A 13667-nucleotide genomic window follows, 5' to 3' on the forward strand; every position below is an offset into this window, starting at 1 on the left:
TCATTTTGGGTCTGATTTGTTTTTGTTAATGATCAGACAGTACCTGATGAGCCTTTCTTTGTCAACTCTTGAGGTTGATGCGTTTCATTTTTGAATTGGCGGATTATGACCGCAAATTCCCATGATTTCGTATCACCGAGCTTTGTTTTTGAGACAGAACTAACACAATTATGTCTTTTTTATATCTCTCTCCTCTGGGTTCGGGGGGTGGTGGGTCAAAAAAATAGCCCTATGCCCTAATGAGACTAAACTTTAGCGATGGGCCGATTGCTACTTTATTTTAAGATAGGCGATAAGCCTGACGGCATAGCGACCCTTACCGCTTTTTGTTATAGTAAGATGGCTAGTTAAACAAATCACATGAGTGGTATTAACAGAGAAATATATCTAGAAAACCGAACCAGTCTGATTGACAAACATTTACCCGAAACCGAAAAATCCCAAAGAGAACTGGAAATCGAAGGAATCGTCTATTTGTTTAACAATCGCCAGACAATGGAGAGAGTGGCAGAGGAAATTAAGCAAAGAGGAGAGAGAACGGGAGCAGCAGATTCAGAAGACAAATACGAACGCTATGGATTATTTTTTGCCGAACCAATTGGGTATATCCTAAAATTAGATGGAACGAGAATCACTCTCCACTATGGAGAAATAAAAATAAAAAAAAGCACAGGAAAATATCATGTCATACCTCGTACCAGACCGCGCACCACAAAATCCTGAAAACGCAAAAACGCAAATTACGCCAACAGAAAAAACACAATGGGAATTTGCCGAAATCTGGGTAGATCCTTGGCTTTCACCCCCCTATATTCTGATGTTAGTTAAAGAACAATCCGGTAAATTCTCGATTCAAAATCCCGCACAAAACTATCAATCTATCTTTACCAGCGATACTTACGAAGAAAGTCTTATGTGGTTACTGGAAGATGAATATGAGCGAGTCACAGGTCGCTTTTGCCAACCAGAGTAAAAGCAAGGCGATAAGCCTATTTTACCCGAAAAAGAAACCCGGTTTCTGAGTCTCCGAGTTCTGCGCCAAGAAAGAAACCGGGGTTTTTTCTATGCTTTACCCAGAATAACTCAGGAAAATAGTAAAAACCCGGTTTCTGATTTTCTCTTAGCATCAGCTTGCCAACTCTAATCCCTGATAAACATCCTCAGAATCAGCATTCAAATAAGGACGCTGCCAATCAATCCCCAACCCAGAAAACTGCTCAGAAATAGCAGCAATCCGACCCGCCGCAGAATTGTCCTCCTGTTGCCAAGCCATCAACAACCCATTGGCTATAATCTGACAGCGATTCATCCCAAAACTTTCCTCACTGCCAAACTTTTTGTCCGGTTCCTCCGCTAACCCCAATCCCGGTGCTAACTCCAGAGTAAATAAAGGTATTTCAGGCTTAAAAACAGACTGATTCTGCTGATAAACATTAGCCACAACCTGCCTCACCAACTCATAATCTGTTTTGCCAAAATAAAGCACCCCAGCATCATATCGTTGATAATCAACTGGATTATATAAAGCCTTAAAACTAAAAGGAATCCCCCTCTCATTTAACCTTTCAGTCAACCCAGTCATCACAGCCACCGCGCCTTCGGGAGTAACATTAAAATAGAGCCGCACCATCGCTTCCTCTCTCTGTAAACCGGCATTACCCACCGCCATATAAAAGCCATTTTGCACCAAATTCTTAGGCATCAAAATTGACACAACATCCCCCACAGCCGCCGCTTTTTCAGACTCTTGAAGATGCTTGTCCCGTTGGATATGTAACCGCAAACCGCCCTTAGTTACAGCCAAACTGCCATCGGTTTCTTCTCTCAAAACCGACCAACCCGAATCAAAATAACCCTCACCCTTATTCGCTTCCTCTAACTGCCCATAAAAATCCATAGATACGCCAGCAAAACTATTATTCTCCAAATCTAATTGCTGACCCTTATTCTCAGAACCTAATGCTTGCGATGCTTGCATCGACCCATTATAATAAATGCCATAAAGAAAACTCCTCAACTGTAAACTCATATATTTATCCTGTATTTCCTTCGGTAAAGCCTGAATCCGAGACAACATCTCAGCAGGCAGTTCCCAGGGTTGATAATCAGGATGACGAATCGAAAAATCAGCGGAAATTTCGAGATTTTCAACAATATCTAGCAAAACTTCCTTTAACCGACCTCTAACCTCAGGGGCTAAATGATGGAATTGAGAATTAAGTAATGACATAATTTTTCAAGATACTCAACGATATTAAACTTGGCCAACAACAGAAGAATTAATCTGATTTAACTGAGTAGCAGTAGCCCCAAAAATCGTAGGCATTGATGATTCAGGACGACATAACAAAGCCTTGGCTACCTGAAGCATAGCAATCCCCGTATTATTAAAGGTTTTTTGATACTGAACCATTGCTAAAATTGCAATAATTAAAGAAAAACCAGCCAACTGGACTACTTGCTTTAGGAAATCAGGACGATATTCTAAGATTTCTGGGAAAGTTTCTAAATAAGCTAAAGTTAACCCACCGATAGATGGCTGCAGTAATTCTAGGGGAGTAGTGGCTAGTCGCAAAGATTCTTCAATACTGAGAGAATTACTAATCACCAAGCTACCCAACCAAATTTGTAGATAACTAGCGATCGCCATTCCCAAATCAAATGCTGGATCTCCCCAATCAGACCTTTCCCAATCAATCAACCGGATCACATTTCCATTAATATCTTCCCAGTTTCGATTCAGAAGAATATTATTCAGCTTGATGTCATTGTGAGTCAGACAAACAGGAGAAATAGTTTCACTGGCTCGATGAACTGCTTCTCCTAAGCTATCATATCGTTGATAAAGTGCAAAAAATTTCAATCCATCCATCGGAGCCATGCCAAAAATTTCAGGACCGATCCTTTCCAAACTCTCTAATAATAGCGGAGATACTTTCGGTTTTCCAGCAAACTCTTCTTTGACAAAAAATTCCCGATAAATACTCTGATTCCAGGTATCACGGTGAATTGTCGCCAAACAACTGCCGATTTGAGTAGCAACCTGAGCCGGAAAGAGATTCTCTTTAGAATAAAACTCTGCTAAATCCTGATAATTATCCAGATAAGTAGAAACTAAAATTGAGTTATCAGCATCGTGGAGCAGTAATTCTGGCAGAAAACTACGCCAATGGTCAATTTCAGGAAAGTTCTCTAGAAATTTGGGGATTCGCCATTCCCCAAAAAACTCACCCACCGTTTCCTTTTCTAAATTAATAAATTGTTCTTGTTTAACCAGTAACTTTCGCCCCTCTGGTAAAGTCACTAATAAGTTAAAATTTTTAGCCTGAATCTGCTCTACTCCCGGATTTTCTTGTGAGCGATCGCAGATTTTTTGGTCGATTAAATAGTCATAAACATTTTGAGAACTTAACACAAATTTCATAATTACAATTATTCTCAAATATCGCTGATCTGTTTTTATTGATTTTAATTATAATTGATGATAGCCTTATTGCCAAGCTATTCATCTGCATTAAAAAAACATAATTAACACAATTATGTCTAAACTTAAACTAATCGCGCCAGTCAACCTACCTGTTAGATTGGTTTAGGGCTAATTGCGATCGCTCTATAGACAAAGAAACCGGGTTTCTCCACAGGGACAAGGCGGCTTTTGCTGCCTTTCATAAATTCGGTAAGTATGTGGTACAGTTTCGTTATGATTGGTTTTTAAAAGTACCTTTTGCCGATCGATTATTTATGGCAAGATTTTTGCATCGATCGATCCCAAAATCAGAAAGAATTGCTTTTTTAGAAGATTTTTTAGCGGCAGATTACGAGGCCGTCCTAGGCACAATTTATACATCTGTGAGTAAAAAAGCAGTGGAAATTATGCCAGGTAAATTTGCCGAGATTAAAATACCAACTCTTTTAGTATCAGGGGAAAAAGACATTATTATCCCTGCCAAAATGGGTAAAATGGCGGCGGATTTGAATAATAATATCCAGTATGTGGAGATGGCTAATACTGCTCACTTCCCCATGTTAGAAGATGCCCCTACTTATCTAAAAAAATTGCAAGATTTTTTAGAAATTAATTAGCGCTGGCTGAATAAATCTAAAAACCTTGTTGGATAAGACTTTTAGACTTTTTTTCCCTCAAAAAGTGCCAGCCGTTGCGGAGATCGGGGAGAAAATTCAGGTACTTTTTCCCTGAAAATTAGGTAACTGACTACCTCAAAATCGGTAAAACCCCACACCCCACACCCCACACCCTGCCCCCAGGAAAAGCTTTTTCAGCAAACCCTAATTAAGGCGGACATTGCTATCCTAAATGTTTTGGCTGGTGCGCCCATTTCTTCTGAAAAAAGTGATGCGTATCCCGCTTCAAATTCTGACCAGGGAATGAGGTTGGCCATAATTACCCAACGATTATCTTGGGATAATTTCCCCTCAAAGGGCAGCTCGAAGTTTTCTGGTGGGGTTGAGGGTAACTCACTTTTACGGTACATTAGCACTAATTAGAGAAGATGCAAGGGTGATGCAAGGGTTTTAAGAGATTCTAGCAGATTTAAGTGCATTTGGGAAGCTCTCAATCAAGCTAAAAGCCCTTTCCTGTAAGGTTTTTACCATTATTCAGCCAACCCTATCTTAGGTCGCGAGGTGGGCTGCTGGCAACTCGATCGCTACTCAAATAACCAGTTTGACAAAGAAAGAGATAATAAATGTTATAACAGTAGTAGTCTACAGGCGTTCTTTTGTCTGTCTCCATTAAACCTAAACGCTCCTTTTTGCCAAGATATTTCGACGGTCAGCCCGAAAGAGCGTTCCGGCAAGAACAGCCTAATTTATCCGAAAATTACCTATGGTTATCAACAAACGCGGACTTGTTCTCGGTGCTACAGCAGTGGTCCTGTCTACCGTCGCCGTCACGGGGGCGGGATTCCGACTCTCCCAAAGTCAAGCTTTTTTTCAGGAAAGTCCCAAGGAAACCGTTGATGAGGTTTGGCAGATCATCAACCGCACTTATTTAGATGGCACTTTTAATCAATCGGACTGGAACGCCATCCGCAATCAGTATTTAAATCGTTCCTACAAAAATCAAGAGGAAGCATACACCGCTATCCGCGAGATGTTGAAAACTCTCAATGATCCCTATACCCGTTTTATGGATCCCAAAGAGTTTAACAATATGAGAATCGATACATCGGGAGAATTGACTGGGGTAGGGATTCAATTGACCAAAGATGAGAAAACTAAGCAGTTAGTCGTGGTTTCACCCATTGAAGATACTCCCGCTTCTAAAGCTGGTGTGCTGCCCAAAGATGTGATTATCGCTATCGATGGTAAATCTACCGCAGACATGGAACTCGATCAAGCGGTGAGCATGATCCGCGGCAAAGTGGGGACAAGCGTTAAGATCACGATTCAACGGGGTGAGGAGAAGAAAGAATTGACTCTTACCCGGGCTAAAATTGAAATTCACCCGGTACGCGCCCACACAGAAAACACCCCGATCGGTAAAGTCGGTTATATCCGTCTCAATCAATTTAGCGCCCAAGCTAGTGGCGATATGAGTCAAGCGATTCGCGAATTGGAAGCTGAACAGGTGAAGGGTTATATTCTCGATCTGCGTTCCAACCCCGGCGGTTTACTCTACGCCAGCATCGAAATCGCTCGGATGTGGATACCCGATGGTTTAATTGTCTCTACGGTTGATCGCAAAGGGGTGACGGAACGTCAACGGGCCAACAATCAAGCTTTGACTAATAAACCTCTAGTTGTTCTCGTCGATGGTGGTTCCGCCAGTGCCAGTGAAATTCTCTCCGGAGCTTTACAGGATCATGATCGGGCGGTTATTGTCGGTACGAAAACCTTTGGTAAGGGATTAGTGCAATCGGTACGCAGTCTTAGTGACGGTTCCGGATTAGCGGTGACAATTGCCAAGTATCTCACCCCCGACGGACGCGACATCAATAAAGATGGTATTCATCCGGATGTGGAGTCGGAACTGAGCGAGGAAGAGCGCAAAAATCTTCAACAGGAACGGGATCGGGTGGGAACTTTCCAGGATCCTCAATTCAAGAAAGCTTTTGAAATCTTGGAAAAAGAAATCACTGAAGGCAAGAAAACGCCCACCAATACCGCTAAACAATAGGTTGACATTTGCCCGCTCGAATTAAACCCACCCGACGGGCGATCGCTTCTCCCCGCTCGGCAAAAGGACCCCAGTATTGACCATTAACTGGGGTTTTTCCGTTTTCTAGGGCTATAATCTGACAAATTCCCGTATTTTCTTGAACAATGTACCAGTTTTGTGCGCTATTATCCATAGATTTTTCTCCTTAATCCCTCTATTCCCTTGTTTATAGCGTCTCTCAATCCCGAAGTAAAAAATTTTTATCAACTTCTTGACAAAACCGGGGAGATAAATGCTAATATTAGAAAGGTCTGTCCAATGGGGATTAGCCAAGCGGTAAGGCAGCGGGTTTTGGTCCCGCCATTTCCTAGGTTCGAATCCTAGATCCCCAGTTTAAGATTTTTTATCCCTAATCCGCCAATGATCGAGAATATCCTTGATCAAAGCTTCCTTGAGCCAAATACGAGCAATAAGCGTCAGGGGAACCGCCAGAAATAGCCCTAAAAAGCCAAAAATCGAGGCAAAAAACAACTGGGCCAACAGGGTAAAAGCGGGTAAGAGCTTGAGCGACCGCACTGTTAAAATGGGCAACGGTGGATGATGGTCGAAATACTGAATTAACAGATAAATACTGCTGTAGAGTAGTAAAACCGCCCAGGATTGCCAGGGAGCTTCCAGAAGGGCGATAGAAAAGGGTAAAATCGTGCTTAAAACCGGCCCGAGGTTGGGGATAAAGGTGAGAAATCCTGCGAGAATAGATTGGGAAAAAGCGAGGGGAATGCCAATCAGGGATAGACCCAAACAACTGCCCAAGGTCATAATCAACATATGACAGAAAATCCCTTTTAGCCAAGCTTTTAAATCTCGATCGCAGTGTTCTAGGATCGATCGTACCCTAGAACGGTAGAAAGCGGGAAATAAACGCAGAAAGCAACGGTAGTAAGCGGCAGGATCGGCGAGAATCATCAAGCTCAGGGCAATAATTAGCAGTAAGCTGAGGATAATGCCAAAAGTACCGTAAAAAATGCTCAAACCCCGGCCAGCAATTTGGTTAATTAGGGGTTGTAATTGAGCCAGCAGCGTTTTAAAGTCTGGAAAGACACTGGCCAGACTAGGATCGAGATAATCCTCAAGACGATGCACTTGTCCCCAGAGTCTTTCTATCGCTTGGGGTAATAAACTAAATAATTGGCGAAATTGTTGGACTAAAGCGGGTATAATTACTAAAAAAATACCGATAATACCAATAAAGAAGCCAAAAAGGGTGATAATTAGGGCGTAGGAACGCTTCAGGTGATGACGCTGCCACCAAGTCACAGCCAAATTTAAAATCTGAGCCAGAAGAATCGCCATCAATAATAATAAAAGAATCTGTCGAATCTGCCAGAGAATCAACAGACAAAAGACTAACAGGACTAAACCGAAGCTGCTGCCAAAAGTCATGATGAGTAAGGAGAAAAATTCCTAATCAGTTATTGTCCGTCTCCAGAGGGCAAAAACCGTGAGCAGAAAAGGAGTAAAAACCAGAATTAAAGTGTTAAGAGGACCAGGAGCGATCGATAATAAAGGGGCAAGATATTTAATTCCCAGGGAAATTAAAGCCGATATCAAGATTATTTTGATAATAAAGCCGCTCATAGATGAATGTTTAGGGGACACCAGCACTATCTTATCCCTGAAGAGGTTAAAAATTGCTCAAAATCTGGCAATCATCCCCCTTAATCCTCAAATCCCTAGAGGCTCCTTTGGTGGGCAACCAAACTCAGCCGGAAAAGGATACTATGGCCAACTAGAAAATATTAAATTTTTATAAAGTTTTTTCAATTTCCCTAACAAAATGTAAAAATAGATACAGAATAAGAAATAAGATCTTTTCGTTTGTTGACCCTAAATAGGGACGACAAGGGGGATTAAAGTCACTTTAAAGCATTGCAGGGAGTCAGTGATATTATGTTAGCCTATCGAGGAGTTAAGTATGAAAGGGATTCTCTCCCCTTGGAGATGAAGACTGGAGATATCGGGGGTAAATATCGAGGTCAAGACTGGAATCACCATTATCCTCGCCATATGCTCCAATTAGAGCCGAAACTGCATCGTCAGTATCGTGGGGTTGCCTACAGCACCCGTCCTCATCTTGCTGGACAAGTCATCCCAAGCACTTGTCCGTTGCCGGTTGTCAACCCCCCTATTGTCGTCCAAGAGGAAACCCTTTCTAGCGTCCATCTGAGCAATATTCGTCTTCGTCTGGAACGTCGTTTACAAATCGCTCAAGAGAATGGGGATGAAACCCTCGTTAATCTCTTGAAAAAAGAATCCCAAGACTTAGCCTTAAACTGCTAGATTAGCGGTTTTTTTACCACTTTCCCCTCGGTTCTGCCGGGGGGAATATTTTTGGGCGCAAAAATGCCTAAATCTTCCCCCCGCTCACTCCCAGGGCCAGCACTTTTTGATTTTAAAAAAGCCTAAAGATATTATCCAACAAGATTTTTATACCAATTCTCCAAAGTCTGACTACAGAAGTTTAATCCCCCTAAATCCCCCTTAAAAAGGGTGACTTAAATTCGATGTGTAGTTTTAATTTAGAGAAATGGTATTAGATTTTTTCAGCCAACTCTAGTTAGGAGTTTACAGGCTTTTAATTATATTAGGTCGAGGTCTATTTTAGTTCGGGTTCGGATTGGGGCGTTGTATCATTTCCACAACATTTTTGATACCTTGGATAAAAGTTTGAAAACTACGCGATTTATTTTCAGTTAGGGAAAGATGGGGGGCAATCTGTTTAGAGTGGGTTCCTGCATAATACTCTTTCACTAGCTTTTTTAATTCTTGTTTGGCCGAGTTAAGCAGATCCGGTTCTCTGTATTTACTTTTATTTTGTTTTTGGCCGAGACTATTTAAATTATACGCCTTGGCCACCGCTGCTAAATCTCCCAGAAACCAAGATTCTAATTCATGGCAAATAATCCGAATTAAGACTTGAGCATCACTGGCATTTTGACAAATTTCTCCTAGGTCTTTTTTGAGTTTTTGACAATCGTGGGAGTCCTGATCATGGACAATAATAAATTTGGTATTGGGACTAGATTTATTGAAAGCTTTGAGTTTTATAGGAATAGATTTTGCTAGGTCTTGTTTACCTTGATGACTAATACATATATAGCTGATTTCTCGGAGAATAAGTTTAGGCAAAAGTTCTTCTAACACATTTTTTATAGATGACTCTTCTAGCAAAAATACGATATCATAGTTCATGAGGGTTCTACTCCTTCAAACCAGCCTTGATTCCAAAGATAGCCGGGTAAATCGCCTTCCGCTACTAAGTTTTTGAGGATTTCGCTATCGGCAGCCCTATGGATTTGGGTGATACCTTGGGATTTAATTAGCCAGAAAATACTAGCTAGTGGAACCGCATTGATAAAATCGGGGGAGTGGCTAGAAACAAATACCTGACCCCCCTGATCGCTATAGTGGGCGAATTCTTCGGCTAGTTCTTTTAATAAAGTAGGATAAAGTTGGTTTTCTGGTTCTTCGACACAGAGTAGGGGATGAGGATTGGGATCGAATAGTAATATTAAATAGGCGAACATTTTCATAGTCCCGTCAGAAACATAGCGATCAATAAAAGGGTCTTTAAAGGCCTGATCTTGAAAACGTAAAATCAAGCGACCGTCTTCGGTTTCTTTGGCTTCCACAGAGGAAATACCCGGAACTCGTTGTTTCATTTTTTCGAGAATTTGCTGAAAAATTTCGGGATATTGTTGATAAATATATTGAGCAACTGTAGCTATATTGTCGCCAGTGGGGGATAAGTGTTCAGCGTAAGATATTTCTTTACTTCCTCTAGCTTCGCTAATATGAAAGTCAGAAACGTGCCAATTTTCAATCAGAGAACGAAAGGCTGTAGCGGCTTTAAAACGTTGAAATTGTCCTAATCCTTTGATTGCTAGTATATCGTTAGATTCTAGCTGTTGTTCTTCTCGATCGAGTTCTTTATCCGGTTTACTAAAATCTTCTTCGTTGGTGATAGCATATCCTTGACCAAGTTGAAAATCTAAAAAATGAAAATGTTTACCGTGTTCACCCCGTTTATAGCGAAGTATTTCGCGTTTGATAACGGGGCGATTATTGTTTTGTCCAATTATGATTTGATAAGTAACCAGACGTTCTGTATCTAAGATTTTCATGCGAAATTGCAGCTCGATTTCAATATCTTCCTGTTCTTGACCTCTAGTGATAATTTCTCTATAACCGCCGCGAATTTGTAAAGCTTGGCGAATGTTGTTTTTAAGGGCATCTCGCAGAAACCCAAAAATATCAAATAGAGTAGATTTTCCCGTGCCGTTAGCTCCAATAATCACACAAAAAGGGGGAATATTTCTTATGTGTATATTTTTAAACATACGATAGTTTTTTATTTTAATAGAAACAATTTTCATGATATAATCGAGCCGTTATAGTTTTTTTGATTATACGATTGATCAGGTGAAGATAATTGATCAATTAGCCAAAAAAGCCAGAGATTAGACTCTCTTGGACATTGGGGGATAAATCAGTTAGAAACTAGAGAGGCAAGCTCAACCGCCTGAGGAAGGGACAAGAAACCAGACTCAACACAAGTTGCCCAAAATAGCGTAAATTGTCTATAAATTTGTTCAACGACTTAAATTAGTACAAATGTTTGACTGTATTATCATCGGTGCGGGACCAGCAGGAGCGACGGCGGGTTATCATCTAGCTAAAAAGGGACGATCGATTCTGATCCTCGATAAATCGAAATTACCCCGTTATAAACCCTGTGGTGGGGGGGTATCCCCGGCAATTAAGCAGTGGTTTGATTTTGATTTTACCCCCGTGATCGAGAATACCGTCACGCAAGTACAGTTTACTTGGAAACAGGGGGATGCCGTCACCACTAAGTTAAATATGCTAGAACCGATGTGGATGGTACAAAGGGATCGTTTCGATGATTTTTTAGGTCAACAGGCGATCGCAGTCGGGGCAACTATCCAAGATAACAGCGAAGTTACCCAGATCAAATTTGTCCAAGATCACTGGCAAGTTACCACATCTCAAGGAACATTTTCAGGTAAATATCTGATTGCTGCCGATGGTGTTAAGGGTAATACCAGTCGCTGGTTGGGATTACCAGCAAAAAACGAAGCGATCGGGGCTACTCTGGAAATTACTAACGCAGAAGCGACTATTCCCCCCCAAAAAGCTTTTTTTGATTTTGGTTCCCTAAAAAATGGTTATATCTGGGCTTTTCCCAAGTCTAATGGTTACACAATTAGCGGTGCTTGTTTTAAGGGCAGCATCAAATCCGAGGATCTGAAAAAACAACTGTTAAATTATGCCCGTCAAAAGGGCTGGAATTTAGAGGATTATCGCTATAGTGATTATGCTTTAGCCCTTTGGAACGGAAATCAACCGCTACACGCCCAAAATGCCCTAATTACAGGGGAAGCGGCGGGGATTCTCGATCCGCTCATCGGAGAGGGTATCCGTCCGGCAATTTTGACGGGAGTTAAGGCAGCCGAAGCGATCGATCGAGCTTTAGCCGGAGATCATCGGGCTTTAGCGGGCTATAGTCGGATAATTCGGGAAGAATGGGGGGAAGATATGGCTTTAGCGGCTAAATTAGCCGGTTTATTCTATCAATTTACCCAAATCGCCTACAATGTCGCCGTTAAACGGCCGATCGCCGGTCAACTGATGGGACGTATTCTCGTGGGAGATTTAAAATACCGGGATGTTACGGAACAAGCGATGCAACAATTGAAAAAGCTTTTACTGCCCGGATTCGGTTGGTGATAACACCTCCCGCACCAGGGTAGGGGTGACTCGATCGCTAATGGTGACTTGGCCGATTGCCGTTGGTAAAATAAATCTAACTTGGCCATCTTTAACCTTTTTATCGGCAGTGAGAGCATTTACCATCTCATCGGCATTTAAAGGCGGCATACGGGTTTCTAAGGCGGCTTTTTCGATTAAATCGGTTTGACGTTGATTTTCCCCGGCGGTCCACATTCCCAGTTTAACAGCGATCGCTCCTGCCGCCACCATCCCCATGGCCACCGCTTCCCCGTGGTTAACGCTAGTATATCCCGTTAAACTTTCAATGCCGTGGGCGATCGTGTGACCATAGTTTAAGATCGCCCGCAAACCCGCTTCTTTTTCGTCTGTGCATACCACATCTGCTTTAGCTTGGCAAGACTTTGTAATAATTGTTTGCAATAGCTCGCCATCGATCTGAGAAAAACTGGCTAAATTGTCCGAGTCTTCTAACTGTTGAAATAACTCAGCATCCCAAATTACACCGTATTTAATCACTTCTGCCATTCCAGCGCGAAATTCTCGCACGGGTAGGCTTTTAAGCACGCTAGGATCAATCAGAACTAATTTCGGTTGATAAAACGCCCCGATCAGATTTTTGCCCTGGGGATGATTAACACCGGTTTTACCCCCGATGGAAGCATCTACCATCGCTAACAGGGTGGTGGGAACCTGGACAAAATTAACGCCCCGTAACCATGTGGCTGCCGCAAATCCGGTCATATCCCCGATCACACCACCACCGAGGGCAACCATAGTCGAGGAACGTTCCAACCGGTGAGCGAGGGCAGTATCATAAACTTGGGCGATCGAATCGAGGGTTTTATAATTTTCGCCGGCGGGGATCAGATGTGTAAAAACGGTAAATCCCGCTTTTTCTAGAGAATTAACGGCTGTATGTCCGTAATAGTCAAAAATTTCGGGATTAGAAACCAATAAAACCTTTTTACCTAAGTTTAACCGGCTCATTTCTGCACCGAGATTGGCTAAACTGCCCTTCTCGATCAGAATATTATAGGAGCGATCGGGTAAATTAACGGGAATACAAATAGCCATGGGGTGTGGGGTGTGGGGTGTGGGGTGTGGGGAAGTGGGGTGTGGGGTGTGGGGTGTGGGGTGTGGGGTGTGGGGTGTGGGGTGTGGGGTGTGGGGTGTGGGGAAGTTGTCTCATCACCCTATCACCCCAAAACCTTATCACCCTATTTCCTGACTCCTATCTCCTGACTCCTGACTCCCGATAGGCAAAAAGATGATCGGTTATTGACGCAGCTTAGTCAACTCTAAGAGCAGACGAGAGGATAAAAAACAGATAAAGCTCTCTCCCAGAAAGAGACTTAATTGCCCACTGTCAGCGAGCAAGTCTGTGGATAATTGTAGGGGAACTAGGCCGCGGACTAGGGCAAAAGCTGCTACTGTACCATCTTTGAGATGGGGATTATCGTCGTTACGGACGACATAACGATAGGTGACACCGAAGAGAAATCCGCTAATTATCGCCCCGGATATCTTGACAAAAGCGCCAATTACTGTAAGCGATCCCCCTAAAAATAGTCGATCAACAGTTAAAAATAGCAGATAGGGAACCAGGAAAGCCAGCGCCGAGATACTCCCCACCTGTATGGATTCGATTCTTTCCTTGAGCGTAATTTGCACGATCGCCTCTCTAAAACGGAGTCACTGATGAAGTATTATCGAAAATTTGGGTTGAAAACCT

Annotated in this window: 15 protein-coding genes, 1 tRNA gene and 2 pseudogenes; 7 read left to right on the forward strand and 11 right to left on the reverse strand. The window is 42.3% G+C overall.

Annotation, left to right across the window (positions count from 1 at the left end; all coding sequences use genetic code 11):
- Positions 1 to 360: 360 nt before the first annotated feature.
- Both H6G40_RS12460 and H6G40_RS12465 read left to right on the forward strand, forming a co-directional pair.
- The gene (locus H6G40_RS12460) at positions 361 to 723 is read left to right on the forward strand and encodes a DUF6972 family protein (RefSeq protein ID WP_069474252.1); all 363 of its coding nucleotides are present in this window, start codon (positions 361 to 363) and stop codon (positions 721 to 723) included.
- Positions 683 to 973 (forward strand): hypothetical protein, encoded by a 291-nt coding sequence (locus tag H6G40_RS12465; RefSeq protein WP_002737941.1) that lies wholly within the window; start codon positions 683 to 685, stop codon positions 971 to 973. Before H6G40_RS12460 ends, H6G40_RS12465 begins: the two co-directional genes overlap by 41 nt.
- Positions 974 to 1126: 153 nt before the next feature.
- Here the strand turns inward: H6G40_RS12465 and H6G40_RS12470 are convergent, their stop codons facing one another.
- Both H6G40_RS12470 and H6G40_RS12475 read right to left on the reverse strand, forming a co-directional pair.
- Complete coding sequence (locus H6G40_RS12470) at positions 1127 to 2230, reverse strand: T3SS effector HopA1 family protein (protein ID WP_069474251.1); 1104 nt, start codon at positions 2228 to 2230, stop codon at positions 1127 to 1129.
- Positions 2231 to 2254: 24 nt separating this feature from the next.
- The gene (locus H6G40_RS12475) at positions 2255 to 3424 is read right to left on the reverse strand and encodes a phosphotransferase (protein ID WP_069474250.1); all 1170 of its coding nucleotides are present in this window, start codon (positions 3422 to 3424) and stop codon (positions 2255 to 2257) included.
- A 218-nt stretch (positions 3425 to 3642) separates the two neighbouring features.
- Here H6G40_RS12475 and H6G40_RS12480 point away from each other — a divergent pair.
- Positions 3643 to 4083, forward strand: a pseudogene (locus H6G40_RS12480) (alpha/beta fold hydrolase); the annotation flags it as partial.
- A gap of 206 nt (positions 4084 to 4289) precedes the next feature.
- Here H6G40_RS12480 and H6G40_RS12485 read toward each other — a convergent pair.
- Positions 4290 to 4493, reverse strand: a pseudogene (locus H6G40_RS12485) (IS5/IS1182 family transposase); the annotation flags it as partial.
- 353 nt (positions 4494 to 4846) lie between these two features.
- Here H6G40_RS12485 and ctpC point away from each other — a divergent pair.
- Positions 4847 to 6139, forward strand: a complete 1293-nt coding sequence (gene ctpC, locus H6G40_RS12490) for a carboxyl-terminal processing protease CtpC (RefSeq protein ID WP_002737617.1) — start codon at positions 4847 to 4849, stop codon at positions 6137 to 6139.
- On the opposite strand, the gene H6G40_RS12495 is transcribed toward ctpC, so the two are convergent.
- Positions 6129 to 6314, reverse strand: a complete 186-nt coding sequence (locus H6G40_RS12495) for a hypothetical protein (RefSeq protein WP_002736073.1) — start codon at positions 6312 to 6314, stop codon at positions 6129 to 6131. The two genes, ctpC and H6G40_RS12495, sit on opposite strands and share 11 nt — an antisense overlap.
- Positions 6315 to 6440: 126 nt before the next feature.
- Here H6G40_RS12495 and H6G40_RS12500 point away from each other — a divergent pair.
- Positions 6441 to 6513 (forward strand) — tRNA-Gln (locus H6G40_RS12500).
- A gap of 1 nt (position 6514) precedes the next feature.
- On the opposite strand, the gene H6G40_RS12505 is transcribed toward H6G40_RS12500, so the two are convergent.
- On the reverse strand, positions 6515 to 7564 hold the full coding sequence (locus H6G40_RS12505) for an AI-2E family transporter (protein WP_002737465.1): 1050 nt from the start codon (positions 7562 to 7564) through the stop codon (positions 6515 to 6517).
- A gap of 21 nt (positions 7565 to 7585) precedes the next feature.
- Positions 7586 to 7759, reverse strand: coding sequence for a hypothetical protein (locus tag H6G40_RS12510; RefSeq protein ID WP_199309408.1), 174 nt, complete (start codon positions 7757 to 7759; stop codon positions 7586 to 7588).
- A gap of 309 nt (positions 7760 to 8068) precedes the next feature.
- On the opposite strand from H6G40_RS12510, the gene H6G40_RS12520 reads away from it, so the two are divergent.
- On the forward strand, positions 8069 to 8461 hold the full coding sequence (locus H6G40_RS12520) for a DUF4278 domain-containing protein (RefSeq protein WP_176721636.1): 393 nt from the start codon (positions 8069 to 8071) through the stop codon (positions 8459 to 8461).
- A 321-nt stretch (positions 8462 to 8782) separates the two neighbouring features.
- On the opposite strand, the gene H6G40_RS12525 is transcribed toward H6G40_RS12520, so the two are convergent.
- A complete protein-coding gene (locus H6G40_RS12525) occupies positions 8783 to 9373 on the reverse strand; it encodes a DUF4276 family protein (protein ID WP_002756225.1) in 591 nt (196 codons plus the stop codon).
- A complete protein-coding gene (locus H6G40_RS12530) occupies positions 9370 to 10557 on the reverse strand; it encodes an AAA family ATPase (RefSeq protein ID WP_123230253.1) in 1188 nt (395 codons plus the stop codon). The genes H6G40_RS12525 and H6G40_RS12530 overlap by 4 nt, the downstream gene beginning before the upstream one ends.
- A gap of 238 nt (positions 10558 to 10795) precedes the next feature.
- On the opposite strand from H6G40_RS12530, the gene H6G40_RS12535 reads away from it, so the two are divergent.
- Positions 10796 to 11932 carry a geranylgeranyl reductase family protein gene (locus H6G40_RS12535; protein WP_190537746.1) on the forward strand — a complete coding sequence of 379 codons (1137 nt, stop codon included), beginning with the start codon at positions 10796 to 10798 and terminating at the stop codon, positions 11930 to 11932.
- On the opposite strand, the gene aroB is transcribed toward H6G40_RS12535, so the two are convergent.
- The 3 genes from aroB to H6G40_RS12545 all read right to left on the reverse strand — a co-directional run bounded on the left by aroB (position 11909) and on the right by H6G40_RS12545 (position 13606).
- Complete coding sequence (aroB, locus tag H6G40_RS12540) at positions 11909 to 13009, reverse strand: 3-dehydroquinate synthase (RefSeq protein ID WP_069474246.1); 1101 nt, start codon at positions 13007 to 13009, stop codon at positions 11909 to 11911. The genes H6G40_RS12535 and aroB overlap by 24 nt on opposite strands.
- Positions 12987 to 13124 carry a hypothetical protein gene (locus H6G40_RS22940; RefSeq protein WP_206755284.1) on the reverse strand — a complete coding sequence of 46 codons (138 nt, stop codon included), beginning with the start codon at positions 13122 to 13124 and terminating at the stop codon, positions 12987 to 12989. Before H6G40_RS22940 ends, aroB begins: the two co-directional genes overlap by 23 nt.
- Before the next feature lie 86 nt (positions 13125 to 13210).
- Complete coding sequence (locus H6G40_RS12545) at positions 13211 to 13606, reverse strand: hypothetical protein (protein WP_002777927.1); 396 nt, start codon at positions 13604 to 13606, stop codon at positions 13211 to 13213.
- Between the last annotated feature and the right edge of the window lie 61 nt (positions 13607 to 13667).

Source organism: Microcystis viridis FACHB-1342 (assembly GCF_014698335.1).
In the GTDB taxonomy this organism is placed as follows: Bacteria; Cyanobacteriota; Cyanobacteriia; order Cyanobacteriales; family Microcystaceae; genus Microcystis; species Microcystis ichthyoblabe_A.